Below are 21,750 nucleotides of genomic sequence, written 5' to 3'. Positions count from 1 at the left end.
AGGGGGGCCGTACTGCGAGGAGCGACGTCGTCAGCAGCGCGCGCAAAGGCCCCCGGGCCGTAGGCCTAGGCAGGGGCGTAGGGAGCGCGCGCGAGGGACGGACATCGAGGTGCAGCCTAGCGAACATTCGCGCGCCTGTCCAGCGCCGCGATACGAGAGGAGAGCGGGTGACCGCCGCTTCAGGGCTTGTCGAACTCGGGGATGAGCTTGCCGATCTGGCGGATGCTGCTCATGACCTGCTCGTGCGTCAGGCGCCCGACCTGCTGGAAGCTCAGCAGGCGATCGATGCCGAGGTCCTGGTAGAACTTTATCTTTTGCCGGCACGTCTCCGGGCTGCCGACGATGAGCGAGTTCTGCTCCTTCAGGGCGTCGAACACCTCCTCGTTCGGGACGTCTTCGTTCTGCATGATGCGGGCGAGGACCGCGTTGGCCTTGGTCTCGGCCGGCGTCTTCCCCGCGCGGTCGCGGAGGAGCTGGCCCACGAGGCCGCCGCCCGCCGGGTCCTTGGCCAGCGCCTGCTCCTCGGCGTGGGTCCGCAGGAAGTGCTCCTTCGCCTCGAAGAACGTGAAGGACCCGTTCGTGTACCACGCGGCCGCGGAGGCGGCGCCGTTCTCCATCGCCTGCTGGTCCGTCTCGGCACAGTGAGCGAACGTGAAGAACCCGACCTGGTTGTTGATGAAGGCGCCCACGGGCCGCTCGCACCGGCGGATGGCCTCGCGGTAGATGCCGATCCACTCTTTCACCTGGTCGGGCGGCGCCCACAGCGTGACGCCGAGCGCGCCCACCCCGTTGCGCCCGGCCTGCTCGAACGAGGCAAGGCTCGAGCAGGCCTGCCAGAGGGGCGGGTGGGGCTTCTGGTACGGCTTCGGGATGATGGGCACGTTGTTGATCTCGGCGTCCTCGCTCTTCCAGGAGAACCGCTCCTGCGTCCACATCTTCGGGATCATCTCGAACGCCTGCTGCATCTGATCGCGCGTCCGGTCCGGAGGGATGTTGAACGTGCGCCACTCCGGGATGGTCGAGCGGGCCAGGCCGAGCTCCAGGCGCCCGCCGCTCAGGTGATCGAGCATCGCCGCGCGCTCGGCGACGCGGATGGGGTGGTTGAACCGGAACGGCGACAGCACCGAGGAGTGCCCGAGCCGTATCGACGTCGTGTGCTGCGAGATCGCCGCGAGCATCACCTCCGGCGCCGACGAGTAGCTGAACTCCTCGGCCGTATGGTGCTCGACCTGCCACCAGCAGCCGTACCCGAGCCGATCGGCGAGCTTCGCCTGCTCGAGGGTGTTCATGATGACCCGGTGCTCGTGGTCCTCCGACCACGGACGGGGACTCTGCATCTCTGTGAACAGGTCGATCTTCATTACTTCCTCCCTCGCGATTGCTGCGCGCCAAGCATCGATCCGTCGCGTACAAAACGGCAATGTGTGGTTTGCCGCACACTGATGTACATGTCGATGGATGGCCGGAGTCGGGCGCCCAGGAGCTGTGATGTGCGTGTAGACCGTCGCGGGAGACCTCCTGTTGAGGGCTCCTCGGGGCCGGCGAACCGGGCCACGGGGCGCTCCGGAGGCCGCGGGCGACCGCCACATCTTCGCCACAACCTCTCCGTGTTTGTTCCTCGTCGGGCGCGCGGGTGCGCCTCACCCGGGGGGTACGCCCATGGAGGTCTGCGGCGGCCGTGACCAGGCCGCGCAGCGCTCACCCCGATGGAGGTCCTCGTGCAGGCGCAAGCTACCTGTCTCCCCGTAACGTCATCGCCCGAGGCCGGCACGGACGCCGGCGCAGAAGAGCCCGCGGCGCGTCGAGACGACGCCCCCGCGGCCCCCGTGCCCCGCCCCGCCGCGGAGCCGACCGGAGGCGCCGGACACCGCAGCTGGACGGCTGCCCTCCTGGCGGAGCGGCCTTCGGTCTCGTTCCGTGAGGAGCTGTCCCGGTTCGGCGTCGGCCTCGGCCTTGCCTCGCTGTACGGCCTCTCGCTCGGCGCGCGGCAGGGCGGGGTGTCGTTCGTCCGCCACGCGGCCGGCGTCCCTGCGGCGATGATCGCCGTCGCCTGCGTCGGCGTTCCGGCGCTCACGATCGTGCTGACGCTCTTCGACGCGCCGCTCGACCCGCCGCGCGCGCTGTCGGCGACGGCGCGCGCCGCCGCTGCGACGGGCCTCGTGCTCGGCGGCCTCGCGCCCGCCTCGGCGCTCTTCGTCGTGACGAGCGGGGCGGACGCGACCGCGGCGCTCATGGGGCTGCTCGGCCTCGCGGTGGGCGGCGCCGTCGGCATCTGCATCCTGCTGCGCGACCTCGGCGCGGTGCTCCAGCGCGAGGGCGGTCTCGCCGGCGTGTCCCGGTCGACCGCGGCGCTCGTCGTGTTCGCGGCGTTCGCCGTGGTGCTCGCGCTGCGCGTGTGGTGGGGGATGCTCCCGATCCTGAAGGGGGGTGCCCTGTGAGCGCCTCCGTCCTGAGCCGTCTCCTCCGGGCGCCCTCCGAGGTGGCCGCGAGCTGCCGAGAAGACAGGGACATCCGCGCCATCGCGCTCGCGTCGCTCGGCGCGATTGCCCTCGGCTCGGCCGTGTTCGGCGGCGTGATCGGGAGCTTCCGCGGCAGCGAGCAGATCGTCTTTGCGGCCGTCAAGGTGCCGCTGGCGATGCTGATCACGCTCGCGCTGTCGGTCCCGGCGCTCCACGCGTTCTCGGCCGTGCTCGGGCGCCCGTGGCCCATGCGGTCCGTCATCGCCCTCGCGCTCGCGTCGGCGGGCCGCTCGTCGCTGGTGCTGCTCGCGTTCGCGCCCGTGCTCTGGCTGGCCATCGACGTGGGGCTCGGCTACCACGCGTCGTCGGTCGCCGCCTGGCTCGCCTACGCCGTCGCGGGCCTCGCGGCGCTCGGCGTGCTCGTGCGGGGCATCGGCGCGGGCCGGGGCCGCTGGCTCACCGCGGCCGCTTTCATGGCGGTCTTCTTCGCTGTCGGCGGCCAGGCCGCGTGGATCCTCCGGCCCTACCTCGGGCGGCCGAGCGAGAAGGAGGTCCCGTTCCTGCGCGCCCGCGAGGGGAGCTTCTCCGACGCGCTCGTGAGGAGCTTCCGCTCCGCGCTCACCTACGACGACGATCTGCGCTCGCACGGCGGGCTGCGCCCATGGGAGGGACCCTGGCGCGATGGCGTGGCTCCGGTCGATGACCCTCCGGCGGACGGCGCGACCGTGCGGGAGGTCCCGCCGGCGGATGGCGCGACCCGGCGGGAGATCCCGTCGGCGGACGGCGCGACCCGGCGGGAGGTCCCGCCGGCGGATGGCGCGACCCGGCGGGAGATCCGGTCGGTGGACGGCGCGGGCCTGGACGGCCTCGATCGGGGCGCCGAGCGCGGCGACCGGGTGAAGGAGGCGCAATGAGCCTCCGCGATCTCTCGGTGCTGTACCTGATCGCTGGGCTCGCGTGCGCCGTCGCGGTGTACCGCGCTTCCCCCGAAGGACGCCGCCGCGCCGCCCTCTCCGCGGCGCTCTGCGTGCCGCTCTGGCCTATCTGGGCGCCCATCGCGCTCACGGCGGGCCGCGGGGAGGGAGGCGAGCGCGTGAGCGGCGCCGCTGGCGAGGCCGCCGCTCGCGTCCAGGGCGCGCTGCGCGAGGGGGTCAGCGCCTGCGCCGGCACCTCGTTCGAGGCGCTCCTGTCGCGCGAGGCGGCCTCGCGGATCGAGGCCGAGGTGGCGCGCGCCGCCGCCCGGCACGCGGAGCTCGACGCGCTGCTGCGCCAGAGCGGCTTCGACGAGGGCGCCGCCGCGGCGCGCGTCGCGGAGATCGAGCGGGGCGGCGGCGCGGGCGCGCGGTCGCTGGCGACGGCGCACCTCCACCTCGAGAACATCCGGCGCCTGCGGGCGATGCGCGACCGCGACGCCCGCGCCCTCGAGGAGCTCGCGGATCTCGTCCAGGCGCTGCGCACGCAGCTCGTGCTGGCGCGCTTCGCCGGATCCTCGGTCGAGGGCGTCGGTGGTATCGTGTCCGAGGTCTGGGCGCGCGTGGAGGGCCTCGGCGCGGCGATCGACGCGCACGGCGCCGGAACAGAGGGACCGATCGCGACGTGAGCAAGCACATCCTGGTCGTCGACGATGAGGCGCGCATCCGCGAGGTGCTGCTCTACGCCCTGCAAAAGGAGGGGTACGCCGTGACGGCGGTGGCCGACGGGCGCGCCGCCGTCGAGGCGGCGGGGGCGGGCACGGTGGACCTCGTGGTGCTCGACGTGATGCTCCCCGAGCTCGACGGCCTCGAGGTGTGCCGGCGGCTGCGCGCCGGGAGCAGGACGCCGATCCTGTTCCTGTCGGCGCGCGCCGACGAGGTCGACAGGATCGTCGGCCTGGAGCTCGGCGGCGACGACTACCTCACGAAGCCGTTCTCGCCGCGCGAGCTCGTGGCGCGTGTGCGCGCGCTGCTCCGCCGGACCGAGGCGCCCCCGCCCGCGCCGGTGGACGCGCGCGCCGCGGTCCTCCGCCACGGCCCGATCGAGGTCGACACCGAGCGTCACGAGGCGCGGTATCTCGGCCAGCCGGTGTCGCTCACGGCGACGGAGCTCGGCGTGCTCGGCGCGCTGCTCGAGCGGCCCGGGGTGGTGCTCTCGCGCGGGCAGCTCATGCAGCGGGCCTACCGCTACGACAACCTGATCACGGAGCGCACCATCGACACGCACGTTCGCCGGATTCGCGCGAAGTTCCGCGTGCTTGGCGGCGATCCGATCGCGACCGTCCACGGCGTCGGCTACAAGCTGCAGGGGGCGTAACCGGGTCTCGCCATGATCGAGCGCCTGCGCTGGGAGCTCGGCCGGATCCGCGTCCGGCTGCTGGTCGTGAACCTGGTGGTGCTGCTCGTGCCGGTGGCGGGGCTCGAGTTCGCGCGCCTCTACGAGCGGCAGCTGCTCGGCTCGCTGGAGCGCGACATGGCGAACCAGGCGGTCCTGGTCGCGGCGATGCTCGGGTCGGATCTCGACCGGGGTGTCGAGCTTGGCGCGCTCGATCACCGCTACGTCTTGACCCAGGCTGCGACGCACACGCGCACGCGCGTCCGGATCCTCGACAGGGCGGGCGCGGTCGTCGTGGACTCGCACGAGAACGGCCCGCCCGAGGGGCCCGAGCCGGCGGCCCCCGCGCTCATGCCGACGGCAGGCCGTCGCCCGAGCTCGGCGGACTTCCGGGAGCTCGCCGACAACGTGCAGCCGATCGGAAAGGGCGCGCGCGAGCGCTGGTCCGAGGTCCCGGATCGTCCGGAGGTGCGCGAGGCGCTCGCCGGGCGCCGCGCGGCGCGGACGCGTGTCCGGCAGCAGGAGCTGGCGGTGTTCCTGTTCCTGGCCGAGCCGATCCGGTGGGGCGGCCAGGTGGTCGGCGCGGTCTACGTGGTCCGCTCCACGCAGCCGGTGCTCGTCGAGCTCTACCGGATCCGCTCGGGACTCACCAAGGTCCTCGTGGTCGCGAGCCTGTTCACCGGCCTCGTCACGCTGGCGCTCGCGTGGTCGATCTCGAGGCCGCTCGGCAAGCTGTCGCGCGCGGCGAAGCGGATCGCGGCCGGCGAGCGCGACGTCGTGGTGCCCGTGTCGGGGACCGGCGAGATCCGCGAGCTCGGCGAGTCGTTCGCCGCGATGAACGAGCGGCTGGGGGCGAGGCTGCGGTACATCTCGGATTTCGCGGCCGACGTGGCGCACGAGTTCAAGTCGCCGCTGACGTCGATCCGGGGCGCCGCCGAGCTGCTCGACGAGGGGGCGGCGGACGATCTCGAGGCGCGGCGGCGCTTCCTGCGGAACATCGAGCTCGACGTGGCGCGGCTCGACCGGCTCGTGTCGCGGCTGCTGGAGCTGAGCCGGATCGAGGCCTCGAGCGAGGCGATGACGGTGCTCGATCTGGAGGCGCTGGTGGCGCGCGTCGTGGAGCGGCGCGCGAGCCCCGGGCAGCCGGTGGTGCTGCGGTACGAGATGCCGACGCGGCTGCTCCGGGCGCGGCAGACGGACCTGGAGACGGCGCTCTTGAACCTCGTGGACAACGCGGTGAAGTTCTCGCCGCCGGGGGAGCCGGTGGTGGTGACCGTCGAGGGCGGGGAGGGGCGGGAAGGGGAGAGGACGGCGAGGATCTCGGTGCGCGATAGGGGGCCGGGGGTTCCGCCGCAGCACTTGCCGAGGATCTTCGACAGGTTCTTCACGACCGACGAGGGCCGCGACGGGACGGGGCTGGGGCTGGCGATCGTGAAGAGCGTCGTCGAGGCGCACGGCGGGGCGGTGACCGTGGAGAGCGCGCCGGGGGAGGGGGCGAGCTTCGTGGTGGAGCTGCCGGTGCGGCAGTAGGAGGGGGCGGGGAAGGGATGCTCGTGCCGCGCCGCGAGGACGCGCATTCGCGAGCGGCATCCGGCGGCTTTCCCATTCCCGGTCGAGCCGATCCTTGGGTGGGGAACGGTTCGACGCTGCCCACGTCGTTTGGTCCACGTGCCTGGCGCTCGTCGACAGCGGGGCGGAGACAGGGGCTAAGAAAGCCTCCCGGCGATACGCGGCGCGCACTCGACGGATCGAGACCGGACGCAAGCCAGTTCCGTACCGAAGATCTGCGGGGGGTGCAGCCTTGCGGCTCGGGTTCGCGCGCCGGCGGGTGGTTTGACGCACGGCGCGTGCTGCCGTAAGCGGGAGCGCATGCGCACGGCACCTGTCCCCAATATCCCTGCGATTCCCGGGATGAACCCCGGCGTTTTCGTCCTCGGCGGCGGCGGAGGCGGAGGGGGCAGCGGCGGCAAGGGCGGGAAGGGCAACCAGAAGGCCAAGGGTAAGAACGGCGGCAAGGGCGCGGGCGGCGGCGGCAAGGGCGCGTGCGGCAATGGGACCGGTGATCCTAATGGCGGCTCATGCCCGAAGCACCACAAAGGCAAGAAGAGCGGCAAGGCCTCCAAGGGCGATCCGGTCGATGTCGTCACGGGAAACGTCTTCACGAATCCCGTGCTCGACGTCGATCTTCCGGGCCCGCTCCCGCTCGAAATCGCGCGCGCCTACTACTCCACGTCGACCGAGCGCGACGTCGGCCTCGGCTTCGGGTGGTGCCACTCGCTGGCGTGGGACGTCGAGATCGGCCGGCGATCCATCACCGTGTGGAGCGACCAGGGCCTCGGCCTGGAGTTCGACCTCATCGAGGAGGGCGAAGGCACGACAGGGCCCGAAGGGATGGTTCTCGTGCGCGGCGCAAAGGGCTTCGTGCTCGACACCGGTGAGGGCAGGTGGCTCGTATTCGAGGCGCGCCATGAGGAGCGATGGCTCCTGTCGGCCATCCGCGATACCTTCGACCAGACCATCTCACTCGTCTACGCCGGCGGGCGGCTCGCTGAGGTGCACGACAGCGTCGGACGGGTCGTGAGGGTTCGCCGCGATGACGACGGCCGCATCGCTGCGTGGGAGCTGAAGAACGCGCCGGAACAGGGCCGCTGGGTCGCCCTCGGCCGCTTCGCCTACGACGAGCGCGGCAACCTGATCGAGGCGCGCGACGCGGAGGATTACGTCACCCGGTACGCCTACGACGAAGACCACTTCTTGCTCGCGCATACCTCGCCCGTCGGCCTCACCTTCCATTTCCGTTACGACGAGCAGAAGCGCTGCGTAGAGACGTGGGGAGCGTACGAAGGCGCCGAGGACAGGAGCCTCTCGGCCGGCGTTCCCGCGCTCCTGGCTGACGGCGAGACCCGTGCGAAAGGGATCTATCACTGCAAGTTCATTTACGATGGGAACGGCTACTCCGAGGCGATCGACTCTATCACCATTCACCGGTACTTCGGGAACGAGCACGGCAAGCTTGACAAGGCCGTCTCGGCTGGCGCGGTGGTCGAGCGCCGGTATGACGAGGGCGGGAATCTCGTCTCGTACACCGACTCGCTCGGCGCGACGACCCAGTGGAAGCTAGACCCCCGCGGCCGCGTAGTCCAGGAGATCGACCCGCTCGGCCGCTCGACGACTTACGAGCGCGATGCGGACGGGCACATCCGCCGGAGAGTCGACGCCGCTGGCGGAGTGACCAGCGTGGTGCGCTTTGCCGGAGGTATCGCCTGGACCGATCCGATCGGCGCGTCGTTCGAGAGCCGCTTCGACGACCGTGGTCTCGTCGTGGAGACGATCGGTCCGAACGGGGGACGCACTCAGTACCGCCACGACAGCCACGGCAACTTGGTGGAGACGGTCGACGCGCTCGGTCACGTCACCCGCTGGGCTTACGACTACTGGGGCCGGTGCACGGCCAAGCAGGACCCGACCGGTGCCACGTTTTACTACGCCTACAGTGTGCGGGGCGATCTGCTCTCCGAGCGCAAACCGGACGGCAGCGTTGTCCGGTACGAGTACGACGGCATCCGGCAGCGGACGAGCGTGATGGGCGAGAACGGGCGCATCACACGCTATGTGCATGGCGGGTTCCGCAAGCTCTGCGAGATACATGAGGCGGACGGGTCGACGACGCGGATGAAGTACGACCGCGAGGGCCGGCTTGTGGAAGTGATCAACCCGAAGGGAGAGGTCCACTCCATCAGCTTGAATCTAGCCGGCATGGTCCTCTCCGAGCGTACGTTCGACGGCCGGCAGCTGCATTACAAGTACGACTCCGAGGGTCGGCTCATCATGGCCGAGAACGGGCTTCGCCAGAAGACCTGGTACGAGTACGATCTGGCGGGCCAGCTCATCGAGCAACGCTACGACGATGATCGGGTAGAGAAATTCGAGTACGACGAGCTCGGTCGGGTTGTGTGGGCGGACGGACCGAGCGGCGCATTCGAGTATAAGAGGAACGCGCTGGGGTGGGTCGTGCGCGAGAGCCAGACGGTCAACGGGCAGACCGTCGTTATCGACGTCGAGCGCGATCTCGTTGGGAACGTTGTACGGCGCTCGACGTCGCTGGGCCACTCCCAGGTCTGGCACCGCGACATCATGGGTCAGTGCACGAGCGCGGTGCTCGACGAACTCGAGGAGATTCAGCCGATCCATGACGTGCTCGGCCGCGAGGTCGCGCGCCTTTTGCCCGCCGGCGGCCGGATCGACGCGGCCTACGACGAGCGTGATCGTCTCGTGCAGCGTCGCGTGACCACGGAGAGCAGACCCACGCTGGGGCAGCCTGCATGGCATGCCGCTCCAGCCGGAGCGCCGACCGTGGAGCAGGCGTACCGGTACTCTCCGGCTTCCGAGCTCCTGGAGGCGTACGATCGTGCCTCCGGCTCGCGGCGCTTCGAGCACGACGCCGTGGGGCGCCTGGTCGCCGCCGGCACCGACGAGCGGAACATCGAGCGCTTCGCCTACGACGCAACCGGAAACCTATACGAGCGGTATGGAGTCGAGCGGCAATACGGACAGGGCAATCGTCTCGTGCAGCGCGGTGGCAAGCACTACACCTTTGACGACGACGCTCGCCTCGTTCAGGTGCGCGCTGCCGCGGGCGACGGCGAGCACACCGTCCGCTATTGCTGGGCAGCGAACGGCCTGCTCGAGGCCGTGGAGCGCTCAGACGGCGTGCGCATCACCTTCGCCTATGATCCGTTCGCCCGGCGGGTCCAAAAGACGGTGGTCCGTGTTTCGCCCGGCGCGCAGCCGTCCGTTGAATCGACCACGCGGTACGTGTGGGACGGCGATGAGCTCGTGCACGAGATCACCCAGCGTATGTTTGGCCACGACGCCCCGGTCGTAGAAGAGCGGACATACTGCTACGACGACCGGGGCTTCCCATGGGCGCACAAGGATGTGCGCGTCGAGCGTGGGCATCGAACAGCGAGCGGCTATTACCACTACCTGACCGACGATATCGGTACGCCGGAGAAGCTGGTGTCGTCCGACGGGTCGGTTGTCTGCGAGATCCGGCGTAGCGCCTGGGGACGGTTCGAGGTCGCGCCCGGCGCCGTCACGACCACACCGCTCGGCTATCAGGGCCAGTATCACGATGAAGAGACCGGCCTGTTTTACAATCGGCACCGGTACTATGATCCGGAGGCTGGGCGCTACATCAGCGCCGATCCCGTGGGGTTGATCTCAGGATTCAACGCCTTTGCCTATGCCGAAAGTCAGCCTACACGATTCGTCGATCCGCTAGGATTGATGGCCAAGGCCAAGATCTGGGATCAGCCGGGCGCCGACAGGAAGAAGGAAACCTGGGGCTATTCCGAAGGCCAGCCACGACCACCGCATGAACCCGACAAACCGCGCGATGCGCAAGGAAACCCCAAGTACGACCCTGCCATTCAGGAGGCGGTCGACAACGCGAAGGGCAAGTTCACCGAGGAGGATCCGAAGACCAGGAAGCTGAAGGATCCTAGCAAGGAGAGGCTCCCTAACACGGCGGGCAAGTGCGCCGAGATCGAGGCGCTCGATAGGCAGGCGAAGGAGATCCGAGGCGATCTTCAGAAGAAGCCCGGGTGGGACAAGCTCTCGAAAGAGGAGCAAAACGCCAAGGTCCGCAACGAACTGCGCGAGCAGTACCGGAAGGGAGCGAAGATCCAGGCATACGACAAGGAAGGGAACCCGATCCCGCCGTGCAAGTTCTGCGCGCAGGTGTTCCGCGAGCTTGGCATTCACCCGGACAATATCAACGCGGACCCGAACAAGGACGTCAGAAAGGGCAAGGAGCAGCCAAAGGCCACTGGCGGCGTGTACCACGATAATGCGCCGTGGGACGGCAAGAAGGTGCATGGCCAGGGGAGCCCCAGGACGGAGACGTCGGAGACAGCCGTCGTGCCTCGTACCGACGGAGATGGAAAGCAGGTCACGCAGCGAGATCCGAGGACCGGAAAGAACCAGGGGGTGTACTACCCGCCGGAAAACCCGCCCCCAGGCGGCTATCCGCCGGAAGGACCCAAGGGCGCCTGGCCGGGGCCGGGAGACGGCGGTGGCGGCGGAGGAGGGGGCTCCGGCGGCAATCCATATTACGACGAGCAGGGCAACTACATCGGCCCGCGTGACAAGCACCAGCGGAAGAAGTAGGCGCGCGGGAGGCAATCGCCCATGGAGATCTCGGCAGGTAAAGATGTGCTAGCACGCTCGCTCGACGAGTGGCGCCTCGCAGACCGGTCGTTCGATGAGGCCGAGGCCGAGCGGGCGCGCGCCGAGGCGATGATACGGCAGCTCCGTGCGAGGGAGATCGCGGAGCGGGCGTCCTGGGCTGAGAGGGCGATCCCCTTCATTCTGCGCGCCAAGGCGCTGGAGTTCGGGTCGTGGAGCGCCGAGGAAGCGGTCGAGCGGCTCCGGTGCGTGGACTTCGCAAGCCGTCACGCGTTCGTGCTCCACCACCTCGGGGTATTTCCCGATGCCTCGCTCGGCGCCGTGCTTTCGCTCATCGGGCGGCCTCAGCCAGGCGATGGATCGGGATGGTTCGTCGACGAGGGGGCGGTGGCCGCGGTCGCTGTACGGCTCGCGCGTGCCGGACAGCAGGACGCCGCGCTCGATGCGATCCGCGCGCTGAGCGCGCGCCGCGGGGAGGCGCTGCGATCGTGCTCACCGTATCTTTCTGCGGCGGAGATCGCGCGCGCCCTGTCGGAGTTCGAAGCGTGGATCCCCGGGGCGAAGCCCGTCGTGGCGCTCCTCGCGTGGTGCGATCTCCTGCCGCTCGTGCCGGCTCGAGATCGCGAGCGGGCACGCGGCGAGATCGTACGGCTGCGCGCGGCGCTGGAGGCCGGAGGGGCGGAGGAGGGGTCGCCCGGCGGGCTCTGGGCGCGCAAGCGTGCGGCACACGCCTTCGTGAGCGCAGGGATGCTCGAGACATCGGAGGCCGAGTGCCAGGGGCTCGAGGACGTCGATGACTTGCTGTCCGTGGCGTGCGAGCACCCGGGCGAGTCGCGCGCGCGGCTCGCGCGGCTCGCGCTTGAGCGGGCCCGGACGAGCCGGTATTTGCCCGCGGCGCTCGCGGACGTCGTGGCGGTGTGTCCGGCGCTCGCGGACGAGGCGATCGCGTGCGCGCGCGGCGAGGGGGATCCGATCGTGGGTGCAGACGCCCTCCTGCGCGTCGCGGAGCACCTCGGAGAGCCGCGTGTATCGGCGCTGTTCCACGAGGCGTTTCGCCGGATAGAGCCGCTCGGCGACGCCGCCTCGGACGCGCTCGAGTGGGTTGCGGACTGGGCAGTGGACCACGCACCATCGCTCACGGAGGGCGAACGCGCGGCGCTGGGCGGGCGCATGGCGCAAGCGGCGATTGCGGCCGAAGAGCGTGGGACGACACCACCTGTCGAAGCGGTGGAGTCGCGGCTTGGGTGGCTGCTGTTCGGCCCCAAGCACGCAGCGGCGATCGCCACGGATCGAGGCTTCGGCACGTTGCTGGACTTCGCCGAGCACCACGCGGCTGGCGACGAGCTTGCGCTTGTGATGGAGTTCGCGCGCACGCTCCAGGGCGAGCGGCGCGCCCGGCTCGCGCGGGCATTGCTGCGGAGCGGCGGGGTGCTCTACGACTCCCCCGGATTCGCCGAGCTATTCTCCCCGGAGGAGCAACGGGAGCACCTGCGGGCGGAGCTCGCGCGCTACGAGCGGCCGGTCAGCGTGGAGATTCTTTACACGCTCGAGCGCGCCGCGCAGCTCGCCGACGGCGCGCCGCGCGGCGTTCTCCTCTCATTCTACCTCGACGAGGTGCGTGCGCGCGCCGGGCGTGTGCGGCTGAGGGGGATCTTCACCGCTGCGACGCTCGCCGAGGGCGACCCGCGCGCGGCGCTCATCGAAGAGACGCTGGCCGCGGTGGAAGGGGGCGACGACCTCGACGAAGAGGATCGTGTCGAGGCGATCGCGGCGGTGTTGCCGCTGGTGCCGGCGGAGCGCGCCGTGCCGCTCGCTGGGAGGGTGCTCGACGCGGTTGCGGAAGGCCAAATCGGCAGGACACAGGCGGGCGATCGGCTGATGGCCATTCCCGACCCCGTGTGGGCCATGCTGCCCGCGTCCCGGTGGGAGCCGGGATTGCGCTGGGCGCTGGAGGAAGGGGCGGAGTTCTTCGAGTGGACGTCCTGGATGCAGAAGACGTTGCCGCGCGAGGTGCGCGCGATGCTCGAAGCGCAGGTTGAGGCGGCCCCGTCCTCGCGCGCGGGCGACCCTGCGGAGTGTCCGAGCGACGCCCCGGCGGACGGCGGAGGGGGAGGAGGGGAACTGTCGCCCGACGAGCGGCTCCGCGGCTGGGCTCGCGTGGCGGTGTCGCTGTCCGAGGCCGAGCGCGCGGCCAGCGCGTCGGAGATCGAAGCCGCCGTGCGCGCCGTTCTCGCGCAGCCGGACGCGAAGGATGGCGTGCTCTGCGACACAATGGCGAGCCTACCCGACGCCGCGCTCCGGGCGATCTGGTCGGCGCGCGCACGCGCCGACGCGTGGCGACGCACCATCGACGTCAGCGATCCCGCCCTCTTCGCCTATCTGCCGTCGGAGCACTACCTCCACGCCGAGGCCGTCCTCCAGCTCATCCTGCGCCTCGGCGGCGCCTCGGCGCTCTGCGACTTCGGGCGCATGCTCGTCGGCCTTCGACACGAGTCCGCTGCTTGATGCCCCCGGATACGGAGGTCAGGTCAGGGCGCGGGTGGCTCGCGCACGCTCATGATCAGATCGATCGCGCCCTGCACCTGCGCCAGCCGCTCCGTAGGGGACAGGCTGAGCATCCAGCGGACGAGGGAGCGGTCTACCCCGTTCTTGTCGTAGGGGCTGTCGTCCCGCTCCTCGGCGGGAGGCTCCAGAGGTTCGGCCATGCTCCGAGTCTAGCTCCAGGGGGGGCCGGGAATGACCCCATGCGAGAATCCGCCCCGGTCGTCGACGCCCTCCGGTGAGCTAGCCGCTGTGGCGGCTAACAACGCCTCTACTCCCATGACTTGCTCTTGAATCCGAGCGCCGTCGCGTTTTCCCAGACTGCGCGCCTCGTCTGTTCCGATGCTCCTGCCGGGAACTCGGCGGAGATCTCCACCGTGACCTTCACGCTCGCGTTCGGATCCCCCGCGAGCACCGCGATGATTTCCTCGGCGATGGAGACCAGCTTCATCTTCGCGGTCGTCGCGTTCACGTCGACCGATCCGAAGAACGCCTTCGGCCGGGAGGCCGCGGGGCTTGGCTGCGCTCCGCCCGGCTCGGGCCGTGGGGCTACGCCGCCGGTGCCGGAGGTCTTGCTCCCACCGCCCGCCGTGGCCGTGCTGTCACCGCTCTGGCCGCCCTGACCGCGCGCGCCCCCTGCGCTTGGCGGGACCGAGGCGGGCCTCTGCTGCGCCGACTCGTACGCCACGGCCGCCGCGGGCTCGATGAGCAGCAGCGTATCGTCGAACTGCACGTTCGCGTCACCCAGCTTGAAGCCTTCCAGCTGGTCTCCGCTCTGGCCGTACGCGGTGCCGAAGAAGTCTCTGCTTCCCGCGCCCGTGGCGATCGCCTGCTCGAACACCGCGCGACGCTTCAGCCGGGGCATGTAGAGATAGCGTTGCATATCCTCCCAGACCGAGGCCGCGCGCACCGCGACGGTCGCCTCCTTCCAGTACAGCTCCTGCAGCTTGCTCCGCAGGTGGATCGGAGACCACACCGAGATGACGAGCTCGTTCTCTCCGCACACCCGCTCCACCGCGTCCGCGAACGTGCCGCTGCTCGTGGGGAGCGCGTACGCCTCGACCGAGCCCTCCCGGTCCGTGGGCGACGCCATCACAGGGCAGAGCAGCCACCTGAAGCACTCCCGGGCCGCCCCCGGCACCGCCTGCCCGGCCTTGTGAAGCTCCTCCTTCGCCCGCTGTTCCTGGAGGCGATCGATGTTCAGCCGCCCCGCCCCGATGTCGGCCACGATCGAATTCCAGGCCAGCGCCGTACGAACGCAGTCGCGCAGGCGGGCGAGCGCGCCCTGGTCCGGCGCCAGGAAGACCAGTCGGTTGCCTCGGTAGCGCGGCTTCGAGCCGTTCGTGCGCACGATCTCGAGCACCTCGGCCTCCGCCGTCCTGGCCTCCTGCTTGCTGAACGCCTTCTCGACAGGCAAGACCACCAGCCGGAGGGCGCTGTCGTCGGGGATGTCGCCGCTCGGCGTGAAGACGTGCACCGCCTCGAAGAGGCTCGCTCCTGCCACGAGCTTCTTCAGGGCCTCGGCGATCGCAGCGCGCACCTCCACGCGATCGTCGAAACGGTTCTTCCGGTCCTCCATCTCCCGGCGCAGGTTCGCTCGGGTGTCGAACCAGAACCGCGTGGCGTCGTGCTCCTTGTCTCCGGAGCTGTTCAGATAATGCAGCCTGTCGCACAGCCGGTTGAGCGCATCGGAGAACGTGGACGCCGATTGTCCGGGCTGGAGGCATCCCAGCAGCACGCGCGCGCGCTCGACGCCTCGGATCCCCTTGTGTGTGCTTCCGGAGGACGGCGCGCTGCCGAGGAACACCGTCCGGGCGACGCGGTGGGCCGCGTTCACGGCGCCGAAGCGCGGCTCCCTCCGCTCTAGCGCCGCCGTCTCCGCGTCGTACCCGTCGATGTCCCGCTCGATGACGGCATCCCATCCCGGCGGGAGGTGATACATCAGCTCGTCGCGTGTGCCGCTGTCGGAGAGCGGGATGCTGCCAGGCAAGATCATGAGATCCTGGTTCTGCCCCTGCCATAGCCGATGGATGACGCGCGCCATGAGCTTCAGGACGCCGCGCGTCCGCTGGAAGCTCTCGAGCGTTGTCCAGTCCTCGTAGAGCCTATCGAAGACCTCCGGGTGGATGGGGTAGGCCCGCACCAGCCGGTCGTGGTAACGGGCCTCATGCGTCTCGGAGGGGAGCTTCGCCTCCGCCGCGTAGGCGTTCGAGAACGCGCGACAGACCGCGTTGCGCGTCTCCATGTCGCGGATGGGCTCGAAGAGACGGCGGCGGACGATCTCGAACGCCTCCTCCGCCGCGACCGGCTTCCAGAGTGCCTGGACACGCCCGAACGTCTTCTCGAGCGCCTTCAGGGCGGCCACGCCCCGCGAGCTGCCCGCCTCGACCTCCGATTCGGGCAGCGAGGCGAGCACGATGGCCGTCGGCACGAGCTTCGCCGCTTCGGTGAGGGCCTGCGCGAACGAGAGGTTGCTGTCGTAGGTGCCGCCCGCGAGCGGTGTGGCGTCCGAGAACTGCCGGATATAGGCGACGAGCTCGTCCACGAGCACGACGCACGGTGCGAACCGCTCCAGCAGGGCGCGCAGCGCCGCCTTGCCGGGCGAGGTCCCGGAGAGATCGGAGTCACGGACGAGGGCGTACCCGTCGTCGCCGCCGAGCTGGAACGCGAGCTCGCCCCAGAGGGCATGGATGCGCGTTTGCCCGCATGTATAGGGTTCTGCGGGACCTCGAGCCGACCCGTCCAGCACGGCGACACGGGCCGTTGGCACATCCATGAGCCCGGCCTGGTCGAGCAGCGCGGGGATGCCGGCGAGTTCCTTGAGGGGCCCGCGGCGCGTGGCGAGGTGGTAGACGGCGAGCATCGTGTGCGTCTTGCCGCCGCCGAATGCGGTCTGGAGCTGGATGACGGGCTCGCCGCCCTTGCCGTTCAGCCGCTGCGCGACCTGCGTGAGCAGGAGGCGCATGCCCTCCGTGATGAAGGTGCGCTGGAAGAATGCCGCCGCGTTTTGGTACTCGTGTGACGCCTTGCCGTCACGCACGGCGGAGATGTCCGCCGCGAACTCGGATTGCTGAAACGTGCCTTGCAGCACGTCGGGGTGGGGGACCGCGACTTCGCGCCAGGGCTTTGTGGGGGTCATGTCACTCTCCAGGCGAGGGAGCCCATGCGGCTCGTCTCCGCCACGAAGGGGTGGGCGTCGATGGGTTTGAGCCGGCGCCGCAGCGCCTGCTGAACATCCGCGGGATTGATGGCGCGCGGTCGCAGCGTCGAGTGCTTGCTGGGTTGCTCCAGATGGAGCACGACCCGCAGCTTCTTCGCGCCGAGCACGGCCTTGGCCACGTCCGCCTCCTCGGCGTCGTTGGCATTGATCTTCGCCGGAAGCATCGCGGAGAGCGTATCCACGACCTTGCCCGCGACCTCGTCGTCGAGCGCGGACGGCTTCGTGCGCGCGTGGATCCGGTAGTCCTTGACCTCGATGAGCCACGCGGTCCGGTCAGGATCGACGGCGAGGAGGTCGAGCGCCTTGAGCCCGTCCCGCACCGCGGAGAGCTGCGTGCGGTAGAACGTCCACTCGTCGTACTTGCTCACCACCCAGGTGCTCGGGAACTCGAAACTCAGGCCATCGACGGCGACTGTCGGCATGGCTCAGCCTTCCGGGCTCAGGAAGCGGTCGGACTGCTCGAGCTCCTCGTCGAGCGCGGCGATGGCCCCCATGTCGTCCACGGAAGGCCCTTGCTGCACCGAGACACCGGCGTCCGACAGGTGCAGCCCGAAGAAGCGCGCGTCGACCTCCCCCTCCTTGCGCGCGAGCAGCATCTCGATCTCGCGCAGCAGGAACAGGCTGTGCGTCGCGATGAACACCTGGATGCCGCCGAGGCTCAGATCGACGATGCTGCCGGCAACCTTCTTGATGATGCGCGGGTTGAGGTTTGCCTCCGGCTCGTCCCAGAACAGGCACCCTTTGTCGAGCAAGGCCCCTGTCGCGATGAGGCGGGCGAGCATCCCGAGCTTGCGGAGGCCCTCCGCGACGAGCGGCATCTCCATGCGGCCGCTCCCGGTGCGAAAGTAGAATCGACCGTTCTTGTCGAGCTCGATCGCCCCCCCCATCGCCTCCTCCAGAGGGGCAAGGAGCTCCCGGACGCGCTTCTCCTTGAGGCCCCTCTTGAGCGGCGCGCCAAGGAGGAGGCAGGTGTCGCGCCAGGTCTCGTCGAACTCGAGATAGTGGTTCTCGTACACGGACACGAAGCCCGGATAGATGGTGAGGAGCTCCCGGGTCGGTAGGTAGGCCGGCGCGGCGTCGATCCATTCGGTGGGGAGCGTGCCGATCGATACGTCCGACTTGCTCTGCGTCGCGAAACCGAACGAGATGTCCCATGCCTCGTTGGTGCAGATCATCTGCACGTCGCAGCGTTCGCGACCTTGCTTCCGCCGGGCGAGGCGTCCCAGGGCCTCCGGGCGGAACACGCTGACGAGCTTGTCCGCGAGGCGGGTCTGCAGTGCGGCCTTGGTCGGCGGCGCCGCGTTCGGCTTGCGCCCCTCCTCCCAGCTGGTCGCGAGGACGGAGTAGGCGAGCTTCAGCGCGTGCGTCTTCCCGGTGCCGTTCTCTCCCATGAACACGTTGAGGTGCTGCCCGAAGTCGAGATCTGCCTCGCTGAAGACGGTGAAATTCTTGACATGAAGCGACCTGATCATGTCTTGCCTTCGAACAGATCGAGCTGGTCCTTCGTTTCCGGGACCTCGCTGGCTGCGGCCTCGATGGCGGACCAAGAGGTGATGAGCTCGTTGTAGGCGCGCGCCCTCTCGGCCTCGCCGCGGCGCTCGCACAGGGTGTAGAGCCGGTAGGCGAGCTGGCGGATCGCCTCGCTCTTGGGCTTGACGGCGGCGAGCAGGCGGCCGGCGCCGCTTTCGCCTTCGCTTCGCAGGGCGCGGATGAGCTGGTGGAGGGCTTCCCAGACCGGGACGCGGGTGTCGCTGCGGGGGTCCCAGGCGGCGGGGTACTCGCTGGGCCGGAGCAACCGGACCTTGCCGCTGCTGGTCTGGAGCACGCCCGCATCGGCGAGGCCGCCCACGCTGGTCGCCTTGGCGCGGGCGAGGACGTCGGCCTCGCCGTAGGCGCCGCTGGACCAGCCGTGCTGCTCGAGCCAGTGGAGGCAGAACTGCGTGTCGTGATCGAAGTCGTCCTCGGCGAGGAAGCGGTTGATGAGCTGGAGCGCCGTGCGGACCGACATCGGGCGGCCGTCGGCCTCGAGGACGGCAGCGTACTTCGAGAAGACGGCCATCCCGGGGCCGATGATGGCCTGGGAGAGGTCGACGGGCGCGACGGGGGAGCGGTCGTCGCCGGAGCCCTTGGTCATCTCGTCGAGGGCGTCGGGGAGGACGGCGTTGAGCTCGCGGAGGAACTCGCGGCGGGAGACGGTGAGAGCGTCGGCCGGGCGGGGGCGGCAGACGAGGATGATGCTGGAGGCGAGGGCGTTGGAGTCAATGCCTCGGCTGCGAGCTTCACGCTCGGTGCGCATGGGCCATGTACCGTAGATCGCCAATCCTGCCCGAATAATCGCGTCAAGGAAGGTCTCCCAGCCTGTGCTGCTGGTGCCACTTTGGTTGTCGCTTTCAGATTGCTTAAATGCGTAGTAAATTGTTGTCGGTATGGCTGGATGCCCCTGCGTGGCGAGGCAACGCATTGCCGCAGTCATGCCGTCGAGGAAAAATAACTCGGCAGCTTCTCGACTGCCATGCCGAAACGGGTCGGCGACAAGCTCCTCCGCCTTGGGCGTGGTCACTGTCGAGAAGAGCATCGGAAAGACACTGCGCATGCTACGCCTTAGCCAAACGTAGAAATAGTCGGACAGATCGGCATAGGGGACGTTGTCGTAGTATGGCGGATCCGTTGAGACGAACTTGCTGGAGCTCAACGTTTGTTTCTGCGCAGCCATCTGAACGCTCACGCCTGGCGTCCCTGCAGGAATGGCCATGGATAAAACTCTCGCCACTGCTTCGACAACCTTAGATAGGCTACCGCTAGACTCTGCGAATGGATTCGCCTCTCCGAAGTCCCATGTCATCGGAAGCGCTTGTCGGCGAAAGGTGCTTACTACCAATTCATTCTTTGGTGCGTTGCTCCATGTGCATAGGGAAGAGAGAGACTCGGCGAATTTGCCAATCGCAAGCGTTAAATAGGTGCTGACCGCTTCTGCGTATGCCGTTGTGCTGGTGCCTCCCGCGTCCAGGGTCTTGCCGTCGTCGACGAAGCTCGCCGCAAGCATGTCCTGGTTTACGCGCTCGCGAACGCTGTCGATGAGATCGCTGAAGGTTGTCAGTGCGACGAGTTGGCGAGGGGTGAACAAGGAGTCGAATCTAGATAGTCCATAGGCCCATGGGGTGAGGTGTCTAGAATTGTGGGCGAATTCGATTTCTGGTTTCCACTCCGGATGCGCTGTTCTTGCGATGTGCTCTATTTCGTCCGTTGGTGGCAGGTACAGTCGAGTCCGCTGGCCTTCGGCGACAACGGCCATGAGTCGCGTACCCATGCGCGAGGCCTGCGCCTCCGCTTTGATGAAGTCGCCGTCAATTGCCGCATTCGATACCACGCACCGAAAGTTCGCGCCTCGCCCCTTGGATTTTGTGCCATCCACCGCGCCATTGGGCGCCTTGCCCAACCTCACAGTGAAACGATACCTATCGCCTTCGACAAGCGGTTCGACGTATGCTTCCTTGCCCTCCTTGTTGGCCAAGGAGAATGTCGTTGCAAGCGGTACGTCCACATGCGAGAATGCAGGATTCGGACTTCTTACCGTCCGCGCCCATATCCACGCAATCACCGTGAGCTTCTTCCCCACGATCCCCTTCAGGTCCGGCCGCTCCCGCGCCATCTCGGCGGTGATCTCCACCTTCGGATACAGGTGCCCGATCCGCTTCTCCGCCTCCGCGCGCATCCACGCCCCGTAGCGCCGCACGTCCTCGGCGAGCCCCGTGGCGCCGGGCCAGTCCTTCACGGCCATCTGCTCGCCGTCTGGTACAGGCCCCACCGGCGGGCGCCCCGCGAACTTGGGCGGGATCTCGATCATTGCCTTGTTGATCAGCACCGCGACCGGATTCAGGTCCGACGCGAACGCCACGAGTCCCAGCCGCTGCGCCTCGAGCGGGATCGTCCCGCCGCCGGCGAACGGATCGTGCAACCCCGGCAGCCTGTCCGGGTTGAACAGCTCCGCGGCCTGCGGATGATCCTTGTTGAGCTCGCAGACCTCCCGCCACGAGCGACGGATCTCGGCGCGCGCGGCCTCGAGCACCTTCTCGTTCGTGGTGTTCTCCCACTTCACGAGTTCTTCGAGGATCCCGAAGAGCCGCTTCCGCTCGACCTCCGCCTCCTTCTTGTTCTTCCCGTACCGGAAGCCCTTCCCCTGCTGGAACCCCGGATCGTTCACGAGCTGGGCGAAGATGACCGCCCGCGCCGCGGCGAGCGGACGGCGCGCCCACCAGAGGTGCAGCGTGCTCGGGTGCCCGTGGCGGATCGACTTCTCGCGCGCGGCCGCGGCGTTGATCGCATCGAGCGGCAGCGCGACCTCGATGAGCTTCTTCGGCGATTTAACGGGATGGCTCATGAGGAGATCATACCTTCCAAGAAATTCTTGATCGCGGTTGCAAATGGGACCGAGTCCAGCCGGCTCAGCTCACTCCTGACGTATGTCGTGAAGAGCTCGGGGCCGGCCGAGCGCAGCGCGTCCAGGATACCGATGTAGGGCCTCACTGCGTCCTCGCGCAGCTTGCGCAGATAAGGCGAGGCCGCGAGCTGAAACACCCGCAGCGTCTCTTCGGCACGTTGCTGCTCGGCACTGCTCAGCCCCTCGCATGGCCGCGCCGTGCCGTCGATGATGAACAGGATGAACTTCTCCGGGTCGTCCACGCACGGGTTGATGAGCTCGTCCGGGCTGAAGCAGCGTTGTGTCCCCGAGGGCCGATCGCACTTGTCCTTGTGCTTTCCGCACGTCTTCTCGTCGTTGCATGACCAGAAGAGATTGTTCCAATCGAGGTCGAGCGTCCGATGCCCGGCTTGATTGCGAAAGTGCTCGATATGTCCATCGTTCTGTGTGTCGCCTGTGCGGCGTTCGCAGTAGGCACACCTGTGCCCCTGGATACGCTGCAAGGCGGCCCGAATCTCCGCCTTTTCCGAGCCCGCCAGGCTGCCATAACGTCGATCCGGCGAGGCCTCGCTCAAGCAGGAGGGCACAGGGACGGCATTGCGATCCAGCCGATGCAT

The 21,750-nt window shown here is 68.8% G+C and carries 14 protein-coding genes; 7 read left to right on the top strand and 7 right to left on the bottom strand.

Translation table 11 applies throughout. The annotated features are described in order from the left end of the window. Window positions 1–179: 179 nt before the first annotated feature. On the bottom strand, window positions 180–1,361 hold the full coding sequence (locus tag WMF29_RS26245) for an LLM class flavin-dependent oxidoreductase (protein WP_437322879.1): 1,182 nt from the start codon (window positions 1,359–1,361) through the stop codon (window positions 180–182). A 357-nt stretch (window positions 1,362–1,718) separates the two neighbouring features. Here WMF29_RS26245 and WMF29_RS26240 point away from each other — a divergent pair, with 357 nt between their 5' ends. The 7 genes from WMF29_RS26240 to WMF29_RS26210 all read left to right on the top strand — a co-directional run bounded on the left by WMF29_RS26240 (window position 1,719) and on the right by WMF29_RS26210 (window position 13,460). Beyond that, window positions 1,719–2,438 carry a hypothetical protein gene (locus tag WMF29_RS26240; protein WP_437322878.1) on the top strand — a complete coding sequence of 240 codons (720 nt, stop codon included), beginning with the start codon at window positions 1,719–1,721 and terminating at the stop codon, window positions 2,436–2,438. Beyond that, the gene (locus tag WMF29_RS26235) at window positions 2,435–3,373 is read left to right on the top strand and encodes a hypothetical protein (RefSeq protein WP_437322877.1); all 939 of its coding nucleotides are present in this window, start codon (window positions 2,435–2,437) and stop codon (window positions 3,371–3,373) included. Before WMF29_RS26240 ends, WMF29_RS26235 begins: the two co-directional genes overlap by 4 nt. Further along, window positions 3,370–4,059 (top strand): hypothetical protein, encoded by a 690-nt coding sequence (locus tag WMF29_RS26230; protein WP_437322876.1) that lies wholly within the window; start codon window positions 3,370–3,372, stop codon window positions 4,057–4,059. Before WMF29_RS26235 ends, WMF29_RS26230 begins: the two co-directional genes overlap by 4 nt. Then, the gene (locus WMF29_RS26225; protein WP_437322875.1) at window positions 4,056–4,748 is read left to right on the top strand and encodes a response regulator; all 693 of its coding nucleotides are present in this window, start codon (window positions 4,056–4,058) and stop codon (window positions 4,746–4,748) included. Before WMF29_RS26230 ends, WMF29_RS26225 begins: the two co-directional genes overlap by 4 nt. Window positions 4,749–4,760: 12 nt before the next feature. Then, window positions 4,761–6,296: a sensor histidine kinase gene (locus WMF29_RS26220; RefSeq protein WP_437322874.1), complete on the top strand. Its 1,536-nt coding sequence runs from the start codon at window positions 4,761–4,763 to the stop codon at window positions 6,294–6,296. A gap of 339 nt (window positions 6,297–6,635) precedes the next feature. Continuing rightward, complete coding sequence (locus WMF29_RS26215) at window positions 6,636–10,937, top strand: RHS repeat-associated core domain-containing protein (protein ID WP_437322873.1); 4,302 nt, start codon at window positions 6,636–6,638, stop codon at window positions 10,935–10,937. 21 nt (window positions 10,938–10,958) lie between these two features. After that, complete coding sequence (locus WMF29_RS26210) at window positions 10,959–13,460, top strand: hypothetical protein (RefSeq protein ID WP_437322872.1); 2,502 nt, start codon at window positions 10,959–10,961, stop codon at window positions 13,458–13,460. A 23-nt stretch (window positions 13,461–13,483) separates the two neighbouring features. Here the strand turns inward: WMF29_RS26210 and WMF29_RS26205 are convergent, their stop codons facing one another. From WMF29_RS26205 to WMF29_RS26180, 6 genes are all read right to left on the bottom strand, one after another. Then, window positions 13,484–13,660, bottom strand: coding sequence for a hypothetical protein (locus WMF29_RS26205; RefSeq protein WP_437322871.1), 177 nt, complete (start codon window positions 13,658–13,660; stop codon window positions 13,484–13,486). 107 nt (window positions 13,661–13,767) lie between these two features. After that, window positions 13,768–16,635 (bottom strand): ATP-binding protein, encoded by a 2,868-nt coding sequence (locus WMF29_RS26200; protein ID WP_437322870.1) that lies wholly within the window; start codon window positions 16,633–16,635, stop codon window positions 13,768–13,770. Then, window positions 16,632–17,138 carry a hypothetical protein gene (locus tag WMF29_RS26195; RefSeq protein WP_437322869.1) on the bottom strand — a complete coding sequence of 169 codons (507 nt, stop codon included), beginning with the start codon at window positions 17,136–17,138 and terminating at the stop codon, window positions 16,632–16,634. The genes WMF29_RS26200 and WMF29_RS26195 overlap by 4 nt, the downstream gene beginning before the upstream one ends. A gap of 3 nt (window positions 17,139–17,141) precedes the next feature. Continuing rightward, window positions 17,142–18,188, bottom strand: a complete 1,047-nt coding sequence (locus WMF29_RS26190) for an AAA family ATPase (RefSeq protein WP_437322868.1) — start codon at window positions 18,186–18,188, stop codon at window positions 17,142–17,144. After that, window positions 18,185–21,094, bottom strand: coding sequence for a DUF1156 domain-containing protein (locus WMF29_RS26185; RefSeq protein WP_437322867.1), 2,910 nt, complete (start codon window positions 21,092–21,094; stop codon window positions 18,185–18,187). The genes WMF29_RS26190 and WMF29_RS26185 overlap by 4 nt, the downstream gene beginning before the upstream one ends. After that, window positions 21,091–21,750 (bottom strand): retron system putative HNH endonuclease, encoded by a 660-nt coding sequence (locus tag WMF29_RS26180; RefSeq protein WP_437322866.1) that lies wholly within the window; start codon window positions 21,748–21,750, stop codon window positions 21,091–21,093. The genes WMF29_RS26185 and WMF29_RS26180 overlap by 4 nt, the downstream gene beginning before the upstream one ends.

It is taken from the genome of Sorangium sp. So ce381, from assembly GCF_051473845.1.
In the GTDB taxonomy this organism is placed as follows: domain Bacteria; phylum Myxococcota_A; class Polyangia; order Polyangiales; family Polyangiaceae; genus Sorangium; species Sorangium atrum.
This window is presented reverse-complemented; position numbering and strand designations above follow the sequence as displayed.